Raw genomic sequence first — 24280 nt, 5'->3', positions numbered from 1 at the left:
GGGCGGCGCGCCGCGCTCAGTCCAGAAACCGCGACCGCTGCGCCGGCTCCGGCAGGAAACACTGCGCGCTGGTGCCGAACCAGCGATGGCGGTTGCGCGCCAGCACCCGATAGCCGGCATCGCGCCAGCGCCGCGGCAGCAGGCGCAGCACCGCGACGCTGCGCCACACTCCACCGAGCCCGGCGATCACCGCGATCGCCGCGTCCGAATCGGTCAATGCGCCATGCCGGGTCAGCAGCAGGAACGACAGCGGATCGGCCGGATCCAGCCCGTGTTCGCGCAACAAGGCGCTGCCGCGCGGCGACTGCATCGCCGCAAAGCGGTAACGACCGCGGCGGTCATGGTGCAGCAGGAACCGCACCCAGCGGCTGCACAGCGCACACACCCCGTCGAATACGACGATGGCCGCGTCCTCCGGCGCCGTGGGCGTCGCGACCGGCGGCGGCTCAGGCCGGCGCAAGCCAGCCCTCGTAGCGGATGAACGGCCCGATCCACGGCAGGGTCACCGCGATCACGAACGCATAGCGGCCGTCGCGCTGGTCTTCGCGGCAGTGCACGCCGGCCAGCCAGCGCCGTGGCAGCGGCAGCACGCCGAAGGCCCAGGCCCGCGCCGCGCGCCATTCGATGCCGGCGCCCTCGATCCGCAGCGCGAATTCGAAGACCACGGCACCCAGGCGCTCGCGCAGGCGGCCACGGTGCAACCACAGCCGCGAGGGCATGGCATGCGTGCCGAAGCGGCGCTCCCAGCGCTCGCCGTGCGCATCGGCGCGGAACACCACCTCCACCGGCGTCGCCGGCCCGGTGCGCGGCAGCCGTACCAGCCACGCGCACAGCGGCAGCAACGGATGCTGGCCGCGCTGCACCACGGCCTGACCGACATAGCGCGACTGCGACGACGGGGTGTGCAGCGCGCGCAGCACCGGCGGCAATTGCGCGAACGCCGGCCCCAGCAGCTGCGCGAACAACGGCGGGGTCAGGGCGCGATCCACGCCAGGGTCGCCATGCGCCCGCTGCGGCGGTCGCGCCGATAGGAGTAGAAGCGCTGCGCATCGGCGATGGTGCACAGGCCGCCGCCGTGGATCTGCTCCGGCGCCATGCCGGCCGCGACCAGGCGCTGCCGCGCCAGCGCGTACAGGTCCACCCGCCAGTGTCCGGGCCGGGTGTCCACGAACGCCGCGGCGGCAGCCGGATCGTGGCGCAGGAACGCCTCGCGCACCTCGCTGCCGATCTCGTAATGCTGCGGTCCGGCCGCCGGGCCCAGCCAGGCCTGCAGGTGTGCCGCCGGCGTGCGCAGCGCGGCCACGGTGGCCTCCAGCACGCCGCCGGCCAGCCCCTGCCAGCCGGCGTGCGCGGCACCGACCTCGCTGCCATCGCGCGCAGCGAACACCACCGGCAGGCAGTCGGCGGTCAGGATCGCCAGCACCACGCCCGCTTCGGCGGTGACTGCTGCATCGGCGGTCGGCTCGGCGTCGATGCCGGTACCATGCGGCGGCCCGTCGAAGCGCAGCACCTGCACGCCGTGCACCTGGCGCAGCCAATGCGGCGGCGTCGGCAGCGTCAGCCGATCCGCCAGCTCGTCGCGGTTGCGCTGCACCGTGGCCGGGTCGTCGCCGTCGGCGGCGCTGCGGTTGCCAAGATTGAAATGGTCGAACGGCGGCCGCGAGACGCCGGCGCCGTGGCGCAGCGTGGTCAGGGCGCGTACGCGCGGCGGGGCCGGCCAGTCGGCGTGCAGGGCGAAGTCGGTCATCGGCGGCACGCTCGGCCGGCAGCGGCTGCCGCGTCGCCGCGGACCGGCCGTCCATGCGCCAGGGCCGGACCGCAGGCCAGCAGGGCACGGGAGACGGGCGACCTGGCCATGCTCAGCGCCGCGTCCGCTCGGCGGCCGCCTGCACATCCGCACGCAAGGAGGCCATCAACTGCTGCAGGTCGGCCGGCACCGCCGCGGTGGCGCGCACCGGCTCGCCGCTCGACGGATGCTTGAACTCCAGGGTCTCGGCATGCAGTGCTTGGCGCTTGAAGCCGCGCAGCTCGCCGATCAGCTCCTCGCTGGCGCCCTTGGGCAGCTTCAACGGGCCGCCGTACAGCGGGTCGCCGACGATGGGGTGCTTCAGGTGCGCCATGTGCACGCGGATCTGGTGGGTGCGGCCGGTCTCCAGGCGGCATTCCAGGGCCGTGTGGGCACGGAAGCGCTCGCGCAGCCGGTAGTGGGTGACCGCGTCGCGGCCGTCCTCGCGCACCGCCATGCGCAGGCGGTCGCGCGGATGGCGGTCGATCGGCGCGTTGGCGGTGCCGCCGGAGACCAGCGCCCCGACCACCACCGCCAGGTATTGCCGGTGCACATCGCGCGCGGACAGCTGCGCCACCAGCGAGGTGTGCGCCTGCAGGGTCCGCGCCACCACCATGGCGCCGCTGGTGTCCTTGTCCAGGCGGTGCACGATGCCGGCGCGCGGCAGCGCCGACAGCCCCGGATCGCGGTACAGCAAGGCGTTGACCAGGGTGCCGCTGGGGTTGCCGGCGCCCGGATGCACCACCAGCCCGGCCGGCTTGTTCAGCACGATGACCTGGTCGTCCTCGTACAGCACCTCCAGCGGGATGTCCTCGGGCAGGGCGTGGGTCTGGGTGTCCAGCACCGCGTGCAGGCTGGCGATCTCGCCGCCGCGCAGCGCATCGCGCGGCCGCGCCGGGGCGCCGTCCAGCAGGGCGTCGCCGGATTTGATCCACTCGGCCAGGCGCGAGCGCGAGTATTCGGGGAACATTTCGGCCAGCACCGCGTCGAAGCGGCGGCCGGCGGCGTGATCGGGGACGCGCGCCTGGCGCGGGCCGTCGCTGACGGCGTCCTCGGGGAGATCCGGGGGGGTATGGGGCATGGCAGAGGCACGGCTTGGGTCGGAAAAAGGGGGTCGCGGCGGCCATAGTCAGTCGCAGGACAGGCCACTAGGCTATCATCGCCCCTTCGTATTCCTGCCCTGCCGCGCCCGAACCCATGATCCGACGCTCCGTCCCGCTGTCCGCGCACGTCCGTTTCATCGCCCTGCTGCTGGTCACGCTGGTCGTGGCGACGGGTTGCCACCGTCAGAAGAAGAACCCCGAAGAGGGGATGCCGGTGGAGCAGCTCTACCAGAAGGCGCATGCGCAGATGGAGAGCGGCAACTGGGCCGGCGCCGAGAGCAGCTTCAAGCGGCTGATCGCGCAGTACCCGTACGGCAACTACACCGAGCAGGCGATGATCGAGAGCGCCTACGCCCAGTACAAGGCCGGCAAGCACGACGACGCGGTGTCCACCATCGACCGCTTCATCCGCACCTACCCGACCCAGCGCAACATCGCCTACATGTACTACCTGCGCGGGTTGTCCAACTCCAACCGCGACACGGTGTTCCTGCGCCGGGTGTGGTCGCTGGATGCCAGCCGCCGCGACCTGTCCACCCCGCAGCAGGCCTATGCCGACTTCAACACCGTCGCCGAGCGCTACCCGAACAGCCGCTACGCCGCCGATGCGCGCGAGCGCATGATCGCCCTGCGCAACGTGTTCGCCCAGCACGAGCTGGACAACGCGCTGTACTACCTGCGCCGCGACGCCTGGGTGTCGGCCGCCTCGCGCGCCACCTACCTGCTGGAGACCTACCCGCAGAGCGCGTACCAGTACGACGCGGTGGCGGTGCTGGCCGATGCCTACACCCACCTGGGCAACAAGACCCTGGCCGCCGACGCGCGCCGCGTGCTCGAGCTCAACGACCCGCAGCATCCGTGGCTGACCGGCAACTGGCCGAAGTACCCGTGGATGATCCGCAAGCTCAACCCGTTCGCCGGCGAGAAGTCCGCCGCCACCGGACAGTCCAACTCGCAGATGCAGCGCTGATCCACCGCGCCGGCAACACGCACACCGACAGGGGCCGCAAGGCCCCTGTCGCGTTTGAGGGCTGCCGATTGGACCTCTGCCGACTGGTCGGCGCGTGTGTTCGGCCGCCGGGGAAGACTGTGGCGACGCGCCAGGGCGCACAGAGGCCGGTGCCTACGCAGCAGGGCTGCCCTGGCCACAGGGCGCACAGCCGTGCGCGCGCTTCCAGACCAGGCACTGCGGAGTGCGACCCGCACCGCAGTCCCGGGAATTGGTGCCGACGCCGCCGGCCGCGCTTGCTAGGCTGCCTCCACGCCTCCTCCGTGCCGATCCGCTGGGACCCATGCCCATGCCCATCCTGCGCCCGCTGCTGTGGTTGTTCGCCGCCGTTCTCGCCTCTGCCGCCCTTCCGGCCGCCGCGGCACCGGCCATCGTGTACGGGGTCAACGGCCACGACGGCCGCCAGGCCTATCCGCTCAGCCAGAGCGAGGCGGTGTTCCGCCTGCTCGACCAGCGCAACCTGCGCAGCTACCGGTTCGACGTGGACCCGCGCAACTTCACCGTGCTCGACCAGTTGGTGCAGCTCTCGCGCAAGTACAACATCGCGCTGCGGCCGATGGTGTATCCGATGTCGCGCGAGATCGGCTACGCGCTGGCGCGCCGCTACGCCAACGACATCAAGGTCTGGGAGATCGGCAACGAGCAGGATCTGGACCGTGCCGCCGCCCCGGCGCGGATCGCGGCGATGACCACGATGTACCGCGGCATGAAGCAGGCATCCGACGAACTCGGCGCCGGCCTGCAGTTCACCATCAACATCACCGCCTGCAACAGCGACGATCACTCGGCCAACGCGCGCTGCCCCGGCGACCGCAACGGCTCGCTGTGGTTCCTGGACCAGGCCAAGGCGGCCGGCTTCGACTTCGACCGCATCAGCTTCCACTACTACGCCTTCCACGGGGAACGCGGCTACTGGATGGACCTGTATCTCGGACAACTGCGCGCCGCCGCGCAGAAGTACGGCACCAAGGTGTACGTCAACGAACTCAACTGCGCCGAGGTGTACACCGGCAACACCGATGGCGGCCATCCCGGCGACGGCGCCTGCTACGACAGCGTGGCGGACCTCCTGCAGACACTGCGCAGCGATTACGCCGACGTGGTCGCCGAGGTCAATCTCTACGAATTGCTCGACCAGCCGGACCAGCAGGTCGCGGAAGCCCATTTCGGCCTGATGTACGACCTGAGCCGGCCGAAACCGACGTTGGACCTGCTGACCGACGCCGCCCGCTGACGTCTTCGCGCGGCGTGGTCGCCTCCTGCGGCTATGCTGCGGCGATGTTCGAACTGCATCGGGTCACCCGCCGCTACGGCAACACGCTGGCACTGGACCGGGTCGATCTGCGCATCGCCCCGGGCCGCACCACCGCGTTGATCGGCCCCAGCGGCGCCGGCAAGTCCAGCGTGCTGCGCCTGCTGCTGGGGCTGGAATGGCCGGACGCCGGCGAAGTGCGCTTCCAGGGCGAACCGCTGCGCCGCGCCACTCTGCTGGCGCAGCGCCGGCGCATCGGCTACGTGATCCAGGAAGGCGGCCTGTTCCCGCACCTGAGCGCGCGCGACAACGCCGCCTTGCTGGCCCGCACGCTGGGCTGGACAGGGCCGCGCATCGAGGCGCGCCTGCACGAGCTGGCCGAATTGTGCCGCCTGCCGGAAGCGCTGCTGGCGCGCTACCCGGCCGAGCTGTCCGGCGGCCAGCGCCAGCGCGTGGGGCTGATCCGCGCGCTGTTGCTGGACCCGCCGGTGCTGCTGCTGGACGAACCGCTGGGCGCGCTCGACCCGATCGTGCGCCACGAGCTGCAGACGCAGATGCGCGAGCTGTTCGCGCTGCTCGGCAAGACCGTGGTGCTGGTGACCCACGACGTCGCCGAGGCCGCCTACCTGGGCGATACCCTGGTGCTGATGCGCGGCGGCCGCGTGTTGCAGGAAGGCAGCGCACGCACCTTGCTGGAAGCGCCGGCCGATCCGTTCGTCGGCCAGTTCCTGCAGGCGCAGCGCACCCTGGAGGATGCGCGGTGACGTCGCCGGGCGCGCGCTGGCGCGCGATCGCGCTGGTCGCCCTGGGCGGCCTGGCCAACCTGCTGGGCGCGCCGGCCGCGGCCGCCGACGCCAAGGTGGTGGTCGGCTCGAAGAACTTCACCGAAGCGGTGGTGCTGGGCGAGATCGCCGCCGGCGCCGGGCGCCAGGCCGGCGTCGAGGTCGAGCACCGGCGCCAACTCGGCGGCACCCGCATCCTCTGGCGTGCGCTGGAGCAGGGCTCGATCGACGCCTACGCCGAGTACACCGGCACCCTGGCCGCCGAGCTGCTGCAGATGCCTGGCGCCGACGACGCCGCGCTGCGCAAGGCGCTGGCGCAGCGCGGCCTGGCGATGAGCGCGCCGCTGGGCTTCGACAACACCTATGCGTTCGGCATGCGCCGGCAACGCGCGCAGGCGCTGGGCATCGCACGCCTGTCCGACCTCGCCGCACATCCGACGCTCAAATTCGGGCTGAGCAGCGAATTCGTCTCGCGTGCCGACGGCTGGCCCGGCGTGCGCGACGCCTACCGCCTGCCGCAGACCCCCACCGGCCTGGACCACGACCTCGCCTACCGCGCGCTCGACAGCGGCGCGATCGACCTCACCGACCTGTACAGCACCGATGCCGAGATTCCGGCGCACGGCCTGCTGGTGCTGCAGGACGACAAGCATTACTTCCCGCGCTACGCCGCAGTGTTCCTGTATCGCGCCGACCTGGCGCAGCGCGCGCCGCGCTTCGTGCAGGCGCTGCAGGGACTGGGCGGACGCATCGACGCGGCGACCATGCAGCGCCTCAACGCCGAGGCCAAGCTCGACAAGCGCGCCGAAAGCGCCATCGCCGCGCACTGGTTGGGCATCGCCGCGCCGGCCCAGGACGGACGCCTGCAGCGGCTGCTGCAACGCACCCGCGAGCACCTGGCGCTGGTCGGGCTGTCGCTGGGCCTGGCCCTGCTGGTGGCGCTGCCGCTGGGTATTCTGGCGGCACGCCGACCACGGCTCGGCCAGGCGGTGCTGGCCCTGACCGGCGTGCTGCAGACGCTGCCGTCGCTGGCGGTGTTCGTGTTCATGATCCCGCTGTTCGGCATCGGCGCCAAACCGGCGATCGCCGCGCTGTTCCTGTACAGCCTGCTGCCGATCGTGCGCAACACCCATGCCGGCATCACCGGTATCGCCCGCGAACTGCGCGAGACCGCCGCCGCGCTCGGCCTGCCGCCGGGCACCCGGCTGTGGCGGATCGAACTGCCGCTGGCGCTGCGCACCATCCTCGCCGGCATCAAGACCGCGGCGGTGATCAACGTCGGTACCGCGACCCTGGGCGCGCTGATCGGCGCCGGTGGCTACGGCCAGCCGATCCTCACCGGCATCCGCCTGGACGATCTCGGCCTGATCCTGGAAGGCGCGGTGCCGGCCGCGCTGCTGGCGCTGCTGGTACAGGGCCTGTTCGAGCTGCTGGAGCGGGTGCTGACCCCGCGCGGGTTGCGCCTGGCGGCGCGGCGGTGAATTACGTGCCACGCCTTTAGAGTCGGATATGCGACCGGCCGTTGGCAGCCGGCATCCGCGCGAACGCATCACCCGGCAATGGGTCGCGGCTGAAGCCATGCAATCGACGTGATCGACGATCCGAACCGTCAGTCGGCAGCCTTCTCCATCGAAGAGCGATCGCACGCAATGCTTTCACCCACGCGCCGCAGCCACCATCTCCTGCGCCAGGCCACGCATCGCCTCCGGCGTCAGCTGCAGGTACGGCGCGATGCGCAGGGCACCATGGCGATGCGTGCAGATGACGTGCGCCTGCTGCAACCAGGGCAGCAGCGCCGGCAGCGCCGACGCCGGTGGACGCAGCGCGTACAGGTGCGGCGCGTGCCCAGGCACGGCCCAGTCGCCCGCGCCCAGCGCCTGCAATTCCGCGTCGAAGGCCCCACCAAGGTCGCCGAGCCGCTGCGCGATGCGCGCCGGCTGCCACTGCTGTACCTGCTGCAGCGCGGCACTGGCCATCGCCAGACGCAGCGGATCGGCGACCCCGCCGGCATCGAAGCGACGCGCGCCGCTGTGGTACGGCGGCGGCGCTTCGGCCGGAAACTGCCAGTCGCCGCCCGGATCGCGCGCCTGCCAGTGCTGCTCGAACGGAACGCCATGCGCGCGCCAGTGCGGCGAGGCCCACAGCCACGCCAGCCCCATCGGTCCGAGCAGCCATTTGTGCCCGACCGAGACCACGAAATCCGGCCGCCAGGCATCCAGCCGCACCGGCAGCACGCCCAGGCTCTGGCTCAGGTCCAGCACCAGCATCGCGCCGGCCGCATGCACACGCGGCGCGATCCGGTCCAGATCCAGCAGGCTGCCGTCGCGCCAGTAGGCGTTGGGCAGGGTCGCCACGCGGACGCGCGGCTGGGCGTCCAGCGTCGCCAGCACCGCTGCGGTCCAGTCCTGCCCAGGCGCGCGCCGCACCACCGCCAGGGATGCGCCGCTCTCGGCGCAGCGTTGCTGCCACGCCAGCAAATTCGATGGGAACTGGCCATCGAGCAGCAGTACCGCGTCGCCGGGCGCCAGCGGCACCTGTCGCGCCGCAATGGCCAGGCCGTACGCGGCCGACGGCACCATCGCCACGCCCTCGCTGTCGCCCGAGAACACCGTGGCCGCGGCCAGCGTGCGCAGGTCTTCGATCTGCGCGCGCCAGGCATCGAAGGACAGCGTCCACGGCGCAATCGAATCAGCCAGCGCCGCCTGCCCCGCGGCCAGCGCCCGGTGCAGCCGCGGTCCCTTGCTGGCGGTGTCCAGGTAGCGCACGCCGGCCGGCAGCGCGAACGCCTCCGCCGCGGCATCGAGGTCGACCAGCTCTTCCGCAGAAGCCGGACTGGCAGCAGGGCGCGAGGCGGTCGTAGACATGTGTCTAGGGTAACGCCGTGGTCCGCGACGCGTGACGGTCCGTTCACGCCGTAGCGCTAAGACTGCATCGATGCAAGCGATCTCTCCGGCGTCACCGCCCTCGTCCATCGCATCCGTCGCGACACTGGCGGACCGCCTGCGTCGCGTGCGTGCGCGCAGCCGTCAGCTCGCCGCGCCGTTGAGCGAAGAAGACGCGATGGTGCAGAGCATGGACGACGCCAGCCCGGCCAAATGGCATCTGGCGCACACCACCTGGTTCTTCGAGCGTTTCGTGCTCGGCGCCGATCCGGCGTACCGCGCGCACGATCCGCAGTGGGACTATCTGTTCAACAGCTACTATCAGAGCATCGGCCCGGCGCATGCGCGGCCGCATCGCGGCCTGCTGTCGCGGCCGTCGCTGGCGCAGGTGCTGGACTATCGCAGCGAGATCGATACCCGCGTGCTGGCGCAGTTGCAGGCCGGCACCCTGGCGCCGCAGACCCTGCAGATCCTGGAACTGGGCCTGCAGCACGAACAGCAACACCAGGAACTGCTGCTCACCGACATCAAGCACGCGTTCTGGCGCAATCCGCTGGGTCCGGCGTATCGCGCGGACCTGGCGACACAGCACGCGCCGGTGTCGCCGCTGCGCTGGCTGCAGCGCGACGAACAGATCAGCGAGATCGGGGCTGCCGCCTGGCCGGCGCAGACGACCTTCGCCTACGACAACGAATCGCCGCGGCATCGCGTGCTGGTGCCGGCACACGCGCTGGCCAGCCGCCCGGTGAGCAATGCCGAATACGCCGAGTTCATCGCCGATGGCGGCTATCGCACGGTCGGACTGTGGCTCAGCGACGGCTGGGCGCAGCGTTGCGCCGAGGACTGGCAGCGCCCGCTGTACTGGCATGCCGATGGCGTGCGCGAATTCACCCTCGGCGGCTGGCGCGAACGCGATCCGCATGCGCCGGTGTGCCATCTCAGCCTGTTCGAGGCCGACGCCTTCGCGCGCTGGGCCGGCGCGCGCCTGCCGACCGAGGCGGAGTGGGAACAGGCCGCCACCGGCGTCGCCATCGCCGGCAACTTCGTCGAGAGCGATGCGCTGCACCCGCAGCCGGCGGCGCCGGCCGATACCGGCCTGCAGCAGTTGTTCGGCGATGTCTGGGAATGGACCGGCAGCGCCTACCTACCCTACCCCGGCTTCCGTCCATGGTCGGGCACGCTGGGCGAATACAACGGCAAGTTCATGAACGCGCAGTGGGTGTTGCGCGGCGGCAGTTGTGCCACGCCGCACGATCACATCCGCGCCAGCTACCGCAACTTTTTCCCCTCCGATGCGCGGTGGCAGTTCGCCGGCGTGCGCCTGGCCAAGGATTCCGCATGAATGCCGCAACCGCCCGTGCCCTGACCGAAGCCGCCCTGACCGACCTGCATCCGCAAGCGGACGACATCACCGCCGATGCGATCGCCGGCCTGTCATGCAGTCCCAAGCAGCTGCCGTCCAAGTATTTCTACGACGCCGAGGGTTCGCGCCTGTTCGAGGCGATCACCCGCCAGCCCGAGTACTACCTGACCCGCACCGAGCTGGATCTGCTGGAAGCGCGGATGCCGTCGATCGCGCAGGCGGTGGGCACCGGCGCGCATGTGGTGGAGCTGGGCAGCGGCAGCGGCCGCAAGACCCAGTTGCTGCTGGACGGCCTGCGCATGCCGGTGGCCTACACGCCCATCGAAATTTCCCGCGACATGCTGATGTCCAGCACCACGCGGCTGGCCGAGCGCTTCCCGCACATCCAGATGCTGCCGGTGTGCGCCGACTTCACCGCGCCGGTGGCGCTGCCGGCGCCGCAGCGCGGGGCGCGCCGTACCCTGGTGTTCTTCCCCGGCTCGACCCTGGGCAACTTCACCCGCGAGAACGGCATCGCCCTGCTGCGCTCGATGCGCCAGACCATGGGCGCGGACGGCTGTGCGCTGATCGGCATCGACCTGGTCAAAGACACCGCATTGCTGGAGGCGGCCTACAACGATGCCGCCGGCGTCACCGCCACGTTCACCCTGAACCTGCTGCGCCGCCTCAACCGCGAGATCGGCAGCGACTTCGACCTGGCGCAGTTCCGCCATCGTGCTGTGTACTCGGAAGCGCGCGAACGTATCGAGACCTTCCTGGTCAGCCAGTGCGCACAGCAGGTGACCGTGGCCGGGCAGCGCTTCGATTTCGCCGAAGGCGAGGCGATGCAGGTCGAGTACAGCCACAAGTACACCGACCAGAGCTTCGCGGCGATGGCCGCCGATGCCGGCCTGCGCGTCAGCCACGGCTGGAATGCGCAGGACGATGCGTTTGGGTTGCGACTGCTGCAGGTGGTCTGAGGGTGGGGATTGGGGAGTCGGGATTGGGAAGTCGCAAAAGCGAGCGCGGCGCGCGCGGCGGCAGCCTCCTGTCAACGACATCCCTCGTAGGAGCGGCTTCAGCCGCGACGCTTTCCAATCGACTGCGTCGCGGCTGAAGCCGCTCCTACACTATCTGCCAGATCGAAAACCGCGTCAGGCCTGATACCCATTGCTGATCGGATAACGCCGCTCGCGTCCGAATGCGCGGCGCGACACCTTCGGCCCCGGCGCGGCCTGGTGCCGCTTCCACTCGCTGATGCGCACCAGCCGCACCACCCGGTCGACCACCTCGGCGGCGTAGCCGGCGGCGACGATCTCGTCGCGCGATTCCTCCTGGTCGACGTAGCGATACAGGATGCCGTCGAGCACGTCGTAGGGCGGAAGCGAATCCTGGTCGGTCTGGTTGGCGCGCAGCTCCGCCGAGGGCGGCCGCGTGATCACCGCCGGCGGGATCACCGGCGTGCCGCCGACCGTGTTGCGCCATTTCGCCAGGCCGAACACCTCGGTCTTGTACAGGTCCTTCAGCGGCGCGTAGCCGCCGCACATGTCGCCATAGATGGTGGCGTAGCCCACCGCGTACTCGCTCTTGTTGCCGGTGGTCAGCAGCAGGCCGCCGAACTTGTTGGCCAGCGCCATCAGGATTACGCCACGGCTGCGCGACTGCAGGTTCTCTTCGGTGACGTCGGGCTCGGTGCCGGCGAACAGCGGGCCGAGCGCGCTCAGCAGGCCCTCGAACGCCGGCTCGATCGCCACCGTCTCCAGCTTCACGCCGAGGACGCGGCACTGATCGGCGGCCAGGTCGTTGGACAGGTCGGCGGTGTAGCGCGACGGCAAGCGCACCGCGGTGACGTTGTCCGCGCCCAGCGCGTCCACCGCCATCGCCAGCACCAGCGCCGAATCGATGCCGCCGGACAGGCCAAGCCACACCTTGGAAAAGCGATTCTTGGCGCAATAGTCCTGCAACCCGCGCACCACCGCGCGCCAGGCCAGCGCATCCATGCTCTCGTCGCCGTCGTCGGTCCAGCGCAGCGGCGCGAAACGGCGCGCGGCGGTGTCGTATTCCACCACCAGCCACTGGTCGGTGAACGCGGCCGCGGCCGGATGCACGGTGCCGTCGCCGTCGGCCACCACCGAGGCGCCGTCGAACACCAGCGCATCCTGGCCGCCGACCACGTTGAGATAGGCCAGTGCCGCACCACTCTCGCGGCTGCGCTCGGCCAGCAAGGCATCGCGCTGCGCGTGCTTGCCGCGCTCGTAGGGCGAGGCATTGGGCACCAGCACCAGTTCCGCGCCCGCCCGCACGGTCGCCGCCAGCGGCTCCGGGAACCACAGGTCCTCGCAGATCACCAAACCAACCGGCGTGCCGTTGACCTCGAACACGCAGTTCTCGCCGTCCGGATCCACATCGAAGTAGCGGCGCTCGTCGAACACCGCGTAGTTGGGCAGTTCGCGCTTGCGGTAGGTGCGTTCGATGCGGCCGCCGCGCAGCACGCTGGCGGCGTTGTAGACCACGCTGCCGGCGCTCTGCGGCCAGCCGAGCACCGCGACGATGCCGCGCACCTGCGCGGCGATGCGCTGCACCGCGCGCTCGCAATCGGCCAGGAAGCCCGGCCGCAGCAGCAGGTCTTCCGGCGGGTAGCCGCTGACCGCCAGCTCCGGGAACAGCACCACGTCGGCACCGTACTCGTCGCGCGCCTCCTCGATCAACGCGATGATCCGGTCGGTGTTCTGGGCGACGGCGCCGACCGGGAAATCGAACTGGGCCATGGCGAGGCGAAGAGAAGAAGACATGGACAACCTTGCAGAAGCGGGAGGGGAAAAGCGCGGCGGTCGCGCCGCGGCCGCTCACAGCATGCTGCCAGCAGCAGCGTCACCGAGATGCGCGCGGCAGCAATGCGCAGTGTAGCGCCGCACCGGGGCCGGCGATTAGCCTGCCCACCTCATGCTGGGCCGGTCACCGGGCAGGTGCACTGTTGGAAGGACCCTCGGTCCCGACTGGCTCCGACGCCGGCCGCTGACAGACGCCGCGTCGCGACTGAAGCCGCTTCCACAAGGCGCAACATGTCGTGTGCTGACTGGGCGCACTGTGGGAGGGACTTCAGTCCCGACTGCATCGATCCCTGAGCGCCGGCCAGCCACGACCATGTGCTTCAGCGTGCGCCAGCGCCAGCGCGCGCGCGGCGCCGCCGGCGCCAACGCCGCACCAGCAACACCAAGCCCGCACACAGCCCGAGCGCGGCGAGGCCCAGCACCGCCATACGCACGCCGACGCCGTGCTGGAACACCACTTCCTTGCCCTCGCCGTCGAGCGTATAGGCGACCACGTAATCGCCCATCGTGCCCATGCCTTCGCGCCCGCCGGCGGCGATCACCACGTACTGCTTGCCGCCCACCGCATAGACCGAGGGCGTGGCCTGGCCACCGGCCGGCAGCTTGGCCTCCCACAGGGTCTTGCCGGTGGCGCTGTCGAGCGCGCGCAGGCGCGCATCGGCGGCCGCGGCGATGAAGGTCAGACCGCTGGCGGTGGTCACCGCGCCGCCGAGCAGCGGCGTGCCCACGTCCAGTGGCAGCCACGGCAGCCTTTCTTCCAGCGTGCCGAGCGGGCGTTCCCAGGCGATCTTGCGCGTACGCAGGTCCACCGCCACCAGCCGTCCCCACGGCGGCTTGACGCAGGGAACGCCGCGTGACGAGCCCAACATGCCGCGGCGCATGTAGTACGGCGTGCCTTCCATGTCGTTGAACTGCTGGTCCGGATGGCGCGCGCGCTCGGCCTCGCTGAACTGCTCGCGCGGGATCAGCGCCACCTGCATCGGCAGGTCCGACACCGGCATGATCGCCAGCTGCCGCTGCGGATCCACCGCGATGCCGCCCCAGTTCACGCCGCCGGCCCAGCCGGGCAGCGCGATCGTGCCGCGCACGCTGGGCGGGGTGAACAGGCCTTCCGAACGCAGCCCGGCGATCAGCGCTGCGCATTCGCGGCGCGCGCCCGGCGTCGCCCCCCAGGCATCGGCGGCGGTCAGCGGCGCATGCCGTGCCAGGCGCAGACCCGGTTCGGGCATCGGCTGGGTCGGCGAGGCACGTTCGCCCGGCACGTCGGAGGCCGGCACCGGCACCTCGCTGATCGGGAACAGCGGCGTGCCGTCGCGGCGGTCGAAGGCGAACAGGAAGCCTGTCTTGGTCGCCTGCAGCACCGCCGCGCGCGGCCCCTGCGCGGTCTGCACCGTGGTCAGCACCGGCTGCGAGGCCTGGTCGTAGTCCCACAGGTCGTGATGCACCAACTGCTGCGCCCATACCCGACGGCCGCTGTGCAAATCCAGCGCCACCAGCGAATCGGCATCGCGGTTGTCGCCGAGACGCTCGCCACCGTAGTAGTCGGGACTGGCCGAGCCGGTCGGCACGTAGACCAGGCCCAGCGCCGGGTCCACCGACAGCGGCGCCCAGGCATTGCCGCCGCCGACCGTGGCCGCCTGCTCCGGCTGCCAGCCGGCCGCGGCGGCCTTGCCCGGATCGCGCGGCACCGGATCCCAGCGCCACAGCTCACGGCCGCTGCGCGCGTCGTAGCCGCGCACCACGCCCTGCTCCAGCGCATGCCCGCGGTTGTCGCCGATCGAGCTACCGACCACCAGCACATCGCCGGCCACCACCGGCGGCGAGGTCACCGCATAGTTGGACCAGGCATCGCTGGCCGTATCGTGCACATCCACCCCGGCATGCAGGTCGATCGTGCCGTCCTTGCCGAACCCGGCGCAGGGCTTGCCGTCGGCGGCGTCCAGCGCGATCAGCCGCGCATCCAGGGTGCCGTATACGATGCGCTCGCGGCACGCACCTGCAGTGGCCTGGGTGTCGCGCCAGAAACTCACCCCGCGCGAGGCCGGGTCGCTGTAGTGCTTGTCGCGCGCGACCTTGGCGTCGAACGACCACAGTTCGCGGCCGCTGGTCGCATCCAGGGCGAAGGCGATGCCGGTGCCGGTGGTGAGGTACATGCGCCCGCCCAGCACCAGCGGATTGGCTTCGAAGCGCCGCCGTTCCGGATCGGGCAGGCCCGCGCCGAGTTCGCCGGTGCGGAACGACCAGGCGATGCGCAGCCGGCCGATGTTGTCCGGGGTGATCTGGGTCAGCGGCGAGTACTGCCCGCCGCCGGGCGCGCCGGCATAACTGGCCCAGTCGCCAGGCGCCGCCGCGCAGATGCCACCGATGCCCATCGCCATGCCCGCCCCGCATACCGCTGCCCGCCATCGCCTGATCACGCATCCACCCCTGTTGCTGCCGAGAAAGTGGGCCAGTGTCGGCCCTGCGCCGGGCCGCGTCTGCAGCGCAGGGATGGCCTGGACAGGCTCTGTGACCAATGGCGGGGCCGCAGGGACGAATGGCGAGCGTGGGGATGGCGCAAACGCTTGATTGCGCAGGGGCTGGCCTGCGTCGGCGCGCGCAGCCGTCCCACCCGCCCCGGTACAGCAGGGACGCCGCCGCGGTGGCGCGCAGCGGATCCTCGAAACGAAAAAGGCCTCGCTCGCGCGAGGCCCTTCCGGACAGCGGCGGCGACAACGACGCACCCGAAGGCGGATCGCTGCCGCGGCGCTGACGGCTTACTTCATCAGCGAAGCGATCGCCGCACCCAGGTCGCCCGGCGAACGCACGGTCTTGACCCCGGCCGCTTCCATCGCCGCGAACTTGCCTTCGGCCGTGCCCTTGCCGCCCGAGGCGATCGCACCGGCGTGGCCCATGCGCTTGCCGGCCGGCGCCGACGCACCGGCGATGAAGCCGACCACCGGCTTCTTGACGTGCTTGGCGATGTACTCGGCACCGGCTTCCTCGGCGTCGCCGCCGATTTCGCCGACCATGATGATGCCTTCGGTCTGCGGATCCTCGTTGAACAGCTTGAGGCAGTCGACGAAGTTCAGGCCGTTGATCGGGTCGCCGCCGATGCCGATGCAGGTGGACTGGCCCAGGCCGACTTCCGTGGTCTGCTTGACCGCTTCATAGGTCAGCGTGCCCGAACGCGAGACGATGCCGATCTTGCCCGGCTTGTGGATGTGGCCCGGCATGATGCCGATCTTGCACTCGCCCGGGGTGATCACGCCGGGGCAGTTCGGCCCGATCAGCACGGTCTCCGGGAAGGAGCGGGTCAGCACGTTCTTGACGCGCAGCATGTCCAGCACCGGGATGCCTTCGGTGATGCAGACGATGACCTTGATGCCGGCGGCGGCCGCTTCCAGGATCGCGTCGGCCGCGAACGGCGGCGGCACGTAGATCACCGAGGCGTCGGCGCCGGTGCTCTGCACGGCATCGGCCACGGTGTTGAACACCGGCAGGTCGATGTGGGTGGTGCCGCCCTTGCCCGGCGTGACACCGCCGACGACCTGGGTGCCGTACTCGATCATCTGGGTGGCGTGGAAGGTGCCCTGCTGGCCGGTGAAGCCCTGCACGATCACCTTGGTGTTCTTGTTAATCAAAACAGACATTGGAGTTCCTTGGTGTCGTGGATCAGGCGGCGTTCTTGACAGCTTCAACGACCTTCTTGGCGCCGTCGTTGATGTTGTCAGCCGGAATGATGGCCATGCCGCTGTCGCGCAGCAGCTGCTTGCCCTCTTCCACGTTGGTGCCTTCCAGGCGCACCACGACCGGAACCTTGACGCCCACTTCCTTGACTGCCGCGATGATGCCCTCGGCGATCATGTCGCAGCGGACGATGCCGCCGAAGATGTTGACGAAGATGCCTTCGACCTTGTCCGAGGACAGGATCAGCTTGAACGCCTCGATCACGCGCTGCTTGTTGGCACCGCCGCCCACGTCGAGGAAGTTCGCCGGCTCGCCGCCGTTGAGCTTGATCACGTCCATGGTGGCCATGGCCAGACCGGCGCCGTTGACCATGCAGCCGATGTTGCCGTCCATGGTGACGTAGTTGATGTCCAGCTCCGAAGCGGTCACTTCGGTCTCGTCTTCCTGGGACTTGTCGCGCATGGCGACCAGTTCCTTGTGGCGGAAGTTGGCGTTGTCGTCGCTGTTGAACTTGCCGTCCAGCGCGTAGAGGTTGCCGTCGTCCAGGATGGCCAGCGGATTGATCTCCACCAGCGCCAGGTCCTTCTCGTTGAAGATGCGGTACAGGTTGACCATGATGTTGGCGAACTGGCCGGCCTGCTTGGCGGTCAGGCCCATCTTGAAGCCGATGTCGCGGCCGTGGTAACCCTGCACGCCCTCGACGAAGTCGACGTTGAGCGTGTGGATTTTGTCCGGGGTCTCGGCGGCGACCTGTTCGATCTCCATGCCGCCCTCGGAGGAGGCGATGTAGCTGATGGTGCGGGTGCCGCGGTCGACCAGCACCGACAGGTACAGCTCTTTGACGATCTCGCCGGCGGTGGTCACCAGCACCAGGTTGATCGGCAGCTCGACGCCGGCGGTCTGGTAGGTGGCCATCTTGGTGCCGAGCAACTTCTCGGCAACGGCCTTCACATCGTCGGTGGTCTTGCAGAACTTGACGCCGCCGGCCTTGCCGCGGCCACCTGCGTGGATCTGCGCCTTGACCATCCAAGGGCCAGCGCCAAGCGACTTGGCGGCTTCAACCGCTTCTTCCGCAGTAGCCGCGACCTTGCCGGCCGGGACCGGGATGCCGTACTCGGCAAGCAGTTGTTTTGCCTGATATTCGTGGAAATTCATGCGTCACCGTGGGAAAAGGAACGGCCGTCCCGCAGCGATCCGGGCCCTGAGTGGCGGCCGGGAGCGGTACGGACGGGACGCCTATTGTCGCCGACCCAGGGCGGCGGCGCAAAAGCACCGGCGGTCTGGCCCGGCTGCGGCCTCCGGGAAGGTCCGCGGTGGCGTCGCCGGGTGGGTGGCGCCGGGCCGCGCGCGCCCTGCCGCGCTCATCCCACCGCCTTCCCCTGCCTGTCCAGACAGGCCGCCGGACCGCCGACGGCGGCCATCGCGGTTGCGCCGTCGTGACCGCGGTAACCGGCCCCAGGCTGGCCGCCGCCGGCCCGAGCGGCCATCCGCGTGGACGGCGCCACCCCTATACTCGCGCCGTCCGCTGTCCGCCCGGAGTCCGGCTTGCCCACCAGCGCCTCGCTCATCGATCGCATCGAGTCCATTCCGCGCCGCGAGCTGTACTTCTTCGCGTTGTACCGGGTGCTGGTGGCCGGGCTGATCGCCGCCCTGGTGTTCAGCCCGCTCAGCGTGCTGGTCGGCGAGCCGCGCTACCCGCAACTGGCCAGCACCCTGGCCACCGCCTACCTGGCAGTGGCGCTGGCGCTGCTGATGTGGGGGCGCAACGAGGCTCACCTGGCACCGATCGTCGGCTTCAGCGCCGTCGCCGACATCGTCGCCGCGACACTCGCCGCACATGCCCTGCCCGCGGCCAGCGCCGGCATCGCGATGATGCTGCTGTTCAACGTCGCCGCCGCGGCGATGCTGCTGCGCCTGCGCGGCGGCCTCGCCATTGCCCTGATCGCCTCGGCGGCGACGCTGGCCGAGTACGTGTGGAGCGTGCTGGATGGCGCCGACAACACCCGCAGCCTGGCCGAACTGGCGATGTTCGCCACCAGTTATCTGGCGGTGGCCTACATCTGCAACGGCCTGGGCCAGCGCGCGCGCACCAGCCAGCGCCTGGCCGAACGCCGCGGCGCCGAGGTCGCCAATCTCTACGAAATCAACGAACTGATCATCCGCCGCATGCGCACCGGCGTGCTGGTGGTGGACGCGCAGAACCGGGTGACCCTGGCCAACGAGGCCGCGTCGGCGCTGCTCGGCGACACCGACGGCAACAGCGGCAGCGGCCGGCTCGACCTGCTCAGCGCCGCGCCGGAACTGGCCCGGCGCCTGCAGCGCTGGCGCAACGGCTGGAACCAGGACGAAAGCCCGCTGCAGCTATCGCCGGACCAGCCGGAGGTACAGCCGCGCTTCGCCCGGTTGCTGGCCGAGGGCGACCTGACCCTGGTGTTTCTCGACGACGCCACGGTGGTCTCACGACGCGCCGAGTCGCTCACCCTGTCCGCGCTGGGCCGCTTCTCGGCCAGCCTGGCCCACGAGATCCGCAACCCGCTGGCCGCGATCAACTACGCCTCGCAGTTGCTGGAGGAATCGCCGGCGATCGGCGATGCCGACCGCCGGCTGCTGCAGATCATCCACCAGCAGTGCCAGCGCACCAACGGCATCGTCGAGAGCGTGCTCGGCCTGGCCCGGCGCGAACGTTCCAACCCGGAGAACCTGGACCTGGGCGCGTTCGTGCGGCGCTTCGTCCTGGAGTATCGGCAGACCCTGTCGATCGAGACCGACAGCCTCGAGGCGATCCTCGCCCCGCAGCCGGTGCACGCGCTGGTCGACCCCAAGCACCTGCACCAGATCCTCAGCGCGCTGGTGCACAACGCGCTCAAGTACGGGCGGGTGATGGAGGAGCCGGCGCGGGTGCGCCTGCGCGTGGCGATGCAGGAGCGCAACGCCGTCGTCGACGTGATGGACCGTGGCCCCGGCATCCCCGAGGTGGTGGCGGCGCAGTTGTTCCGGCCGTTCTTCACCACCTCCGAGCACGGCACCGGACTGGGCCTGTACATCGCCCGCGAGCTGTGCCGGGCCAACCAGGCGCGACTGGAATACGTGTCGGTGCCGGCCGGCGGCGCCTGCTTCCGGGTCGCCCTGCCCGGGCCGCACACCATGCTCAGCGGCGACAGGTGAGAATCGCTCCGCCAGCGCGCGGCCGGCGCCGGTAAATTGGCACATGCCCCGGTTCCTACGCTATCTTCTTTGCACATGAACGAAACCCGAAGCGCCCTGGTCGTCGACGACGAGCGCGACATCCGCGAGTTGCTGGTCCTGACCCTGGGCCGGATGGGGCTGCGCATCAGCACCGCCGCCAACCTCGCCGAAGCGCGCGAACTGCTGGCGAGCAATCCCTACGACCTGTGCATCACCGACATGCGCCTGCCCGACGGCAACGGCATCGAGCTGGTCAGCGAAATCGCCAAGCACTACCCGCGCACGCCGGTGGCGATGATCACCGCCTTCGGCAGCATGGACCTGGCGGTGGAAGCACTGAAGGCCGGCGCCTTCGACTTCGTCAGCAAGCCGGTGGACATCCACGTGCTGCGCGGCCTGGTCAAGCATGCGCTGGAACTCAACAACGAAAGCCGCGCCGCGCCGCCGCAGCCGGCCCCGGAACAGGCTAGCCGCCTGCTCGGCGCCTCGGCGGCGATGGACGCGCTGCGCAGCACCATCGCCAAGGTCGCGCGCAACCAGGCGCCGGTCTACATCCTCGGCGAATCCGGCGTGGGCAAGGAACTGGTCGCACGCACCATCCACGAACAGGGCGCCCGCGCGGCCGGCCCCTTCGTGCCGGTGAACTGCGGCGCGATCCCGGCCGAACTGATGGAAAGCGAATTCTTCGGCCACAAGAAGGGCAGCTTCACCGGCGCCCACGCCGACCAGGCCGGCCTGTTCCAGGCCGCGCACGGCGGCACCCTGTTCCTCGACGAGGTCGCCGAACTGCCGCTGCCGATGCAGGTCAAGCTGCTGCGCGCGATCCAGGAGAAATCGGTGCGTCCGGTGGGCGCCGCCACCGAAGTGCCGGTCGACGTGCGCATCCTCTCGGCCACGCACAAGGACCTGGCCGACCTGGTCGCCGAGGGCCGCTTCCGCCACGACCTGTACTACCGCATCAACGTCATCGAACTGCGCGTGCCGCCGCTGCGCGAGCGCGGCGGCGACCTGCCGCAACTGGCCGCGGCGATCCTGGCGCGGCTGGCCAAGAGCCACGGCCGGCCCACCCCGCTGCTGTCGCCCTCCGCGCTGGATGCCCTGAGCAGCTATGCCTTCCCCGGCAACGTGCGCGAACTGGAGAACATCCTCGAACGCGCCCTGGCGATGGCCGAGGACGACCAGATCAGCGCCGCCGACCTGCGCCTGCCGCAGCCCGGCAACCATGCCCGCAGCGCTGCCGAGGCCGCCCCGGCGCTACCGCGCGGCGTGGTCGACATCGACCCGACCTCCTCCGCGCTGCCGTCCTACATCGAACAGCTCGAACGCGCCGCCATCCAGAAGGCGCTGGAAGAGAACCGCTGGAACAAGACCCGCACCGCCGCGCAGCTGGGCATCACCTTTCGCGCGTTGCGCTACAAGCTGAAGAAGCTGGGGATGGAGTAGAAGGGCCGGGAATGGGGAGTCGGGATTGGGGAATGGGAAGAGCCGCTCTCCTGGCTGCTCTTGGTCCTTCGCCCGATTGAGTGGGGTGATTCCGTTGGGCGCAACCGGCATTGCCCGCCTGCGCTAAGCCCCGAGAATCCTGGGAACAAGGCTTGGACTACCGGAAGACCGACAGGGACGGACAGTCGCTTTTCCCATTCCCCACTCCCGATTCCCCAATCCCAGCTTCTCAGTCCTTCGTCACCCGATTGATCTCGGCCAGGCTGGTGACGCCGTTGCGGGCCTTGAGCAGGGCCGACTGGCGCAGGTCCTTGACCCCGATCTTCTGCGCGGCACTGGCGATGTCCATGGCGTTGCCGCCCTGCAGCACGATCGCGGCGATCTCGTCGTTCATCGGCATCACCTGATAGATGCCGGTGCGGCCCTTGTAGCCCTCGGTGCACTCGTCGCAGCCGACCGCCTCGTACAGCTGGACGCCGGCGGCGATCTCCGCCTCGGTGAAGCCCTCGGCCAATAGCGCCTTCTCCGGCAACTGGACCGGGCGCTTGCAGTTGTTGCACAGGCGGCGCGCCAGGCGCTGGGCGATGACCAGGGTCACGGAACTGGTGATGTTGTAGGGCGCGATGCCCATGTTCATCAGGCGCGCGATGGTCTGCGGCGCGTCGTTAGTGTGCAGGGTGGACAGCACCATGTGACCGGTCTGCGCAGCCTTGATCGCGATCTCGGCGGTCTCCAGGTCGCGGATTTCGCCGACCATGATGATGTCCGGATCCTGGCGCAGGAACGAGCGCAGCGCCGCGGCGAAAGTCATGCCGCGCTTGTTGTTCTGCTGCACCTGGTTGACCCCGGGCAGGCGGATTTCGACCGGGTCCTCGGCGGTGGAGATGTTGCGGGTGTCGTCGTTGAGGATGCCCAGCGCGGTGTACAGCGACACCGTCTTGCCCGAGCCGGTGGGGCCGGTGACCAGGACCATGCCGTACGGCTTGTGGATCGCATCCAGGAACAGCTTCTGCTGCTCCGGCTCGTAGCCGAGCTTGTCGATGCCCAGCTTTGCGGCGCTGCCGTCGAGGATACGCAGCACGATCTTCTCGCCGAAGAGCGTCGGCAGGGTGCTGACGCGGAAATCGATCTGCTTGTTCTTGGACAGGTTGAGCTTGATGCGACCGTCCTGCGGGACCCGCTTCTCGGCGATGTCCAGCTGCGCCATCACCTTCAGGCGCGCGGCGATGCGCTGGTTGAGCTTGACCGGCGCCTTGGCCACGCTCTTGAGCAGGCCATCGATGCGCAGGCGCACCCGGTAGTCGTCCTCGTAGGGCTCGAAGTGGATGTCGGACGCGCCGCGGCGGATCGCATCGACCAGCACCTTGTTCACGAACTTGACGACCGGGGTGTCCTCGCCCTTGGCGTCGATGCCGGTATCGCCACCGCTGCCCATGTCCTCGTCGCCGCCGCCGACATCGAGGTTGTCCATGCCCTCGTCGTCGCCCAAGGCGCTGCCGAGCGAGTCGTTGCTGGCCTGCCACTGCTCCAGGGTCCGGCGGATCTGGTCCTCGTCGACCAGGATCGGCTCCACCGTCAGATTGGTGTGGAACTTGATATCGTCCAGCGCCCGGGTCTGGGTCGGGTTGCTGATGCCGACGAACAGGCGGCTGCCGCGCTTGAACAGCGGCAGCACCTGGTACTTCTGCAGCAGTTCCTCGCTGACCAGCTTCATCGCATTCTGGCTGGCGTCGAAAACCGAGACATCCATCAACGGCATGCCGAACTCCACCGCATTGGCAGCGGCCAGCTGCGCGGCGGTGACCAGCTTCTTCTCGGAGAACCACTGCGGCAGCGGGACCTTAGCCTCGGCCGCCTGGGCCATCGCGGTCCGCGCCGCGGCTTCGTCCAGCGCGCCGTCTTGCACGAGGCGGCGGGCGATGCCGGTGATACCGACCAGATTTGCTGCAACTAAGGTATTCATCTCACCACCATCAATGGTACGGCGATTGCGCAGTCAATCGCACTCACTTGGTTTGTACCTAGCGTCGAACGCAGATGCATCACATCGCCAGATGCCAGCAACCGAGCGTTGTAGAGAGAGTGTCCTCCCATCAACAGAGCTACCGCCAATAACTCGGCAGCTGAGGGTGGAGCGCCCGTCGGGAGCAAGCGAAACGTTGATGAGCGCACAACGCTCAGTAGATACAGGCAAGCCAATATAGCCGACATCGACGAGTGAAGGATCCACCGCATCTGCAAATGCGGATTCAATCATGGAGCGCCCTGGTTCAATCTGCGCAAGTGCAGCGCTCAGTTGCGCCTTTGCAACAAAATTTCTGTAGATCGGGAGGGAAATCGCTGCCAGTAAAGCAACGACCACCAACACCGTCATCATCTCAATCAAGCTGAAACCCTTTGCGCGCACCCGCCCCCCTCTCACAAGAGCATGTGATCTCCCAGATCAAAAAAGCCCCGCATATGCGGGGCTTTTTGCCAACCTTACTTGCTAGCCACTTAGTTCTGGCAAGTAGAAGGAGCCCACTTCGGCTTGTCAGTCACAGTGGTGCTGCAGGTCCACTTACCGGTGGCGTCGCGCGTCCACTTCACAGCAGCGTCAGCGATCTTCGGGCTACCAATGAGCTTGGTGCACTCGATAGAGCCAGTCTGACCAGCGGTAATGGTCCAGCTGGTGCAACGAGTGGTCGGAGCTGCGGGAAGACCAAGGTTGTCGCTGGTGTAGTTAGCAGCGGGCGCACCATCATTCACCATCACCTCAAACTGGGTCTTGGCCGGAGTGATTTCTGCAAGAGCCGCGGTGACCTGAGACTTGGCGACGTAGTTCTGGTAGGCAGGCAGCGCAATAGCGGCCAGGATGGCGATGATCGCGATCACGATCATCAGTTCGATCAGGGTAAAGCCCTGCTGCTTCTTCATAACAAACCCCTAGAGATGGAATGTAAGTGGTGGGCACTCGCCCGCGGATCCTACTCCCCGAGCGCCGCGGCTGGGTGCC

At 69.4% G+C, this 24280-nt stretch carries 20 protein-coding genes; 8 read left to right on the top strand and 12 right to left on the bottom strand.

Annotated features, from left to right (window positions below):
• Window positions 1-16 precede the first annotated feature (16 nt).
• The 4 genes from GGR64_RS09680 to rluD form a co-directional block, all read right to left on the bottom strand.
• Window positions 17-460, bottom strand: a complete 444-nt coding sequence (locus tag GGR64_RS09680) for a thiol-disulfide oxidoreductase DCC family protein (protein ID WP_184645486.1) — start codon at window positions 458-460, stop codon at window positions 17-19.
• Entirely contained in the window at window positions 447-989 is a 543-nt protein-coding gene (locus tag GGR64_RS09675; RefSeq protein ID WP_184645484.1) for a DUF4166 domain-containing protein, read from the bottom strand. Before GGR64_RS09675 ends, GGR64_RS09680 begins: the two co-directional genes overlap by 14 nt.
• Window positions 974-1747, bottom strand: a complete 774-nt coding sequence (gene pgeF, locus GGR64_RS09670) for a peptidoglycan editing factor PgeF (protein WP_184446994.1) — start codon at window positions 1745-1747, stop codon at window positions 974-976. Before pgeF ends, GGR64_RS09675 begins: the two co-directional genes overlap by 16 nt.
• Window positions 1748-1859: 112 nt before the next feature.
• Window positions 1860-2867: a 23S rRNA pseudouridine(1911/1915/1917) synthase RluD gene (gene rluD, locus GGR64_RS09665; protein WP_184645482.1), complete on the bottom strand. Its 1008-nt coding sequence runs from the start codon at window positions 2865-2867 to the stop codon at window positions 1860-1862.
• Between the two features lie 116 nt (window positions 2868-2983).
• On the opposite strand from rluD, the gene GGR64_RS09660 reads away from it, so the two are divergent.
• The 4 genes from GGR64_RS09660 to GGR64_RS09645 all read left to right on the top strand — a co-directional run bounded on the left by GGR64_RS09660 (window position 2984) and on the right by GGR64_RS09645 (window position 7413).
• Window positions 2984-3859: an outer membrane protein assembly factor BamD gene (locus GGR64_RS09660; protein WP_160970943.1), complete on the top strand. Its 876-nt coding sequence runs from the start codon at window positions 2984-2986 to the stop codon at window positions 3857-3859.
• Between the two features lie 322 nt (window positions 3860-4181).
• A complete protein-coding gene (locus GGR64_RS09655) occupies window positions 4182-5132 on the top strand; it encodes a hypothetical protein (protein ID WP_184645480.1) in 951 nt (316 codons plus the stop codon).
• Window positions 5133-5176: 44 nt separating this feature from the next.
• Entirely contained in the window at window positions 5177-5914 is a 738-nt protein-coding gene (locus GGR64_RS09650) for an ATP-binding cassette domain-containing protein (RefSeq protein ID WP_184645478.1), read from the top strand.
• A 32-nt stretch (window positions 5915-5946) separates the two neighbouring features.
• Window positions 5947-7413 (top strand): glycine betaine ABC transporter substrate-binding protein, encoded by a 1467-nt coding sequence (locus GGR64_RS09645; protein WP_184645881.1) that lies wholly within the window; start codon window positions 5947-5949, stop codon window positions 7411-7413.
• Between the two features lie 174 nt (window positions 7414-7587).
• Here GGR64_RS09645 and GGR64_RS09640 read toward each other — a convergent pair whose 3' ends face one another.
• Entirely contained in the window at window positions 7588-8796 is a 1209-nt protein-coding gene (locus GGR64_RS09640) for an aminotransferase class V-fold PLP-dependent enzyme (protein WP_184645476.1), read from the bottom strand.
• A gap of 70 nt (window positions 8797-8866) precedes the next feature.
• On the opposite strand from GGR64_RS09640, the gene egtB reads away from it, so the two are divergent.
• Window positions 8867-10156, top strand: a complete 1290-nt coding sequence (egtB, locus tag GGR64_RS09635; RefSeq protein WP_184645475.1) for an ergothioneine biosynthesis protein EgtB — start codon at window positions 8867-8869, stop codon at window positions 10154-10156.
• Window positions 10153-11136, top strand: a complete 984-nt coding sequence (gene egtD, locus GGR64_RS09630) for an L-histidine N(alpha)-methyltransferase (RefSeq protein WP_184645473.1) — start codon at window positions 10153-10155, stop codon at window positions 11134-11136. The genes egtB and egtD overlap by 4 nt, the downstream gene beginning before the upstream one ends.
• Before the next feature lie 174 nt (window positions 11137-11310).
• On the opposite strand, the gene GGR64_RS09625 is transcribed toward egtD, so the two are convergent.
• The 4 genes from GGR64_RS09625 to sucC all read right to left on the bottom strand — a co-directional run bounded on the left by GGR64_RS09625 (window position 11311) and on the right by sucC (window position 17811).
• Window positions 11311-12948, bottom strand: coding sequence for an NAD+ synthase (locus GGR64_RS09625; protein ID WP_160967717.1), 1638 nt, complete (start codon window positions 12946-12948; stop codon window positions 11311-11313).
• A 359-nt stretch (window positions 12949-13307) separates the two neighbouring features.
• A complete protein-coding gene (locus tag GGR64_RS09620; RefSeq protein ID WP_184645471.1) occupies window positions 13308-15365 on the bottom strand; it encodes a pyrroloquinoline quinone-dependent dehydrogenase in 2058 nt (685 codons plus the stop codon).
• A 378-nt stretch (window positions 15366-15743) separates the two neighbouring features.
• The gene (sucD, locus tag GGR64_RS09615; protein WP_160967711.1) at window positions 15744-16619 is read right to left on the bottom strand and encodes a succinate--CoA ligase subunit alpha; all 876 of its coding nucleotides are present in this window, start codon (window positions 16617-16619) and stop codon (window positions 15744-15746) included.
• 22 nt (window positions 16620-16641) lie between these two features.
• On the bottom strand, window positions 16642-17811 hold the full coding sequence (gene sucC / locus GGR64_RS09610; protein WP_160967709.1) for an ADP-forming succinate--CoA ligase subunit beta: 1170 nt from the start codon (window positions 17809-17811) through the stop codon (window positions 16642-16644).
• A 390-nt stretch (window positions 17812-18201) separates the two neighbouring features.
• Here sucC and GGR64_RS09605 point away from each other — a divergent pair, with 390 nt between their 5' ends.
• Entirely contained in the window at window positions 18202-19821 is a 1620-nt protein-coding gene (locus tag GGR64_RS09605) for an ATP-binding protein (RefSeq protein ID WP_184645469.1), read from the top strand.
• Window positions 19822-19896: 75 nt separating this feature from the next.
• Window positions 19897-21285, top strand: coding sequence for a sigma-54 dependent transcriptional regulator (locus tag GGR64_RS09600; RefSeq protein WP_160967705.1), 1389 nt, complete (start codon window positions 19897-19899; stop codon window positions 21283-21285).
• 229 nt (window positions 21286-21514) lie between these two features.
• Here the strand turns inward: GGR64_RS09600 and pilB are convergent, their stop codons facing one another.
• The 3 genes from pilB to GGR64_RS09585 all read right to left on the bottom strand — a co-directional run bounded on the left by pilB (window position 21515) and on the right by GGR64_RS09585 (window position 24201).
• Entirely contained in the window at window positions 21515-23248 is a 1734-nt protein-coding gene (gene pilB, locus GGR64_RS09595) for a type IV-A pilus assembly ATPase PilB (protein WP_184645467.1), read from the bottom strand.
• Between the two features lie 33 nt (window positions 23249-23281).
• Entirely contained in the window at window positions 23282-23692 is a 411-nt protein-coding gene (locus GGR64_RS09590; RefSeq protein WP_326520325.1) for a pilin, read from the bottom strand.
• Window positions 23693-23781: 89 nt separating this feature from the next.
• A complete protein-coding gene (locus GGR64_RS09585; RefSeq protein WP_184645465.1) occupies window positions 23782-24201 on the bottom strand; it encodes a pilin in 420 nt (139 codons plus the stop codon).
• Window positions 24202-24280 lie beyond the last annotated feature (79 nt).

Source organism: Xanthomonas sp. 3307, from assembly GCF_014199735.1.
GTDB lineage: Bacteria > Pseudomonadota > Gammaproteobacteria > Xanthomonadales > Xanthomonadaceae > Xanthomonas_A > Xanthomonas_A rydalmerensis.
Note: the sequence above shows the minus strand (reverse complement) of the source record. Positions and strands in the feature narration are given on the sequence as shown.

Excerpts from the sequence above, each read along its gene's own strand:
- GGR64_RS09650 (WP_184645478.1), top strand. The coding sequence starts at position 5,177 with ATGTTCGAACTGCATCGGGTCACCCGCCGCTACGGCAACACGCTGGCA.
- egtB (WP_184645475.1), top strand. The coding sequence starts at position 8,867 with ATGCAAGCGATCTCTCCGGCGTCACCGCCCTCGTCCATCGCATCCGTC.
- sucC (WP_160967709.1), bottom strand. The coding sequence starts at position 17,811 with ATGAATTTCCACGAATATCAGGCAAAACAACTGCTTGCCGAGTACGGC.
- rluD (WP_184645482.1), bottom strand. The coding sequence starts at position 2,867 with ATGCCCCATACCCCCCCGGATCTCCCCGAGGACGCCGTCAGCGACGGC.
- GGR64_RS09660 (WP_160970943.1), top strand. The coding sequence starts at position 2,984 with ATGATCCGACGCTCCGTCCCGCTGTCCGCGCACGTCCGTTTCATCGCC.
- GGR64_RS09600 (WP_160967705.1), top strand. The coding sequence starts at position 19,897 with ATGAACGAAACCCGAAGCGCCCTGGTCGTCGACGACGAGCGCGACATC.
- GGR64_RS09655 (WP_184645480.1), top strand. The coding sequence starts at position 4,182 with ATGCCCATGCCCATCCTGCGCCCGCTGCTGTGGTTGTTCGCCGCCGTT.
- GGR64_RS09640 (WP_184645476.1), bottom strand. The coding sequence starts at position 8,796 with ATGTCTACGACCGCCTCGCGCCCTGCTGCCAGTCCGGCTTCTGCGGAA.
- egtD (WP_184645473.1), top strand. The coding sequence starts at position 10,153 with ATGAATGCCGCAACCGCCCGTGCCCTGACCGAAGCCGCCCTGACCGAC.
- pilB (WP_184645467.1), bottom strand. The coding sequence starts at position 23,248 with ATGAATACCTTAGTTGCAGCAAATCTGGTCGGTATCACCGGCATCGCC.
- GGR64_RS09585 (WP_184645465.1), bottom strand. The coding sequence starts at position 24,201 with ATGAAGAAGCAGCAGGGCTTTACCCTGATCGAACTGATGATCGTGATC.
- GGR64_RS09620 (WP_184645471.1), bottom strand. The coding sequence starts at position 15,365 with ATGGCGATGGGCATCGGTGGCATCTGCGCGGCGGCGCCTGGCGACTGG.
- GGR64_RS09625 (WP_160967717.1), bottom strand. The coding sequence starts at position 12,948 with ATGTCTTCTTCTCTTCGCCTCGCCATGGCCCAGTTCGATTTCCCGGTC.
- pgeF (WP_184446994.1), bottom strand. The coding sequence starts at position 1,747 with ATGACCGACTTCGCCCTGCACGCCGACTGGCCGGCCCCGCCGCGCGTA.
- sucD (WP_160967711.1), bottom strand. The coding sequence starts at position 16,619 with ATGTCTGTTTTGATTAACAAGAACACCAAGGTGATCGTGCAGGGCTTC.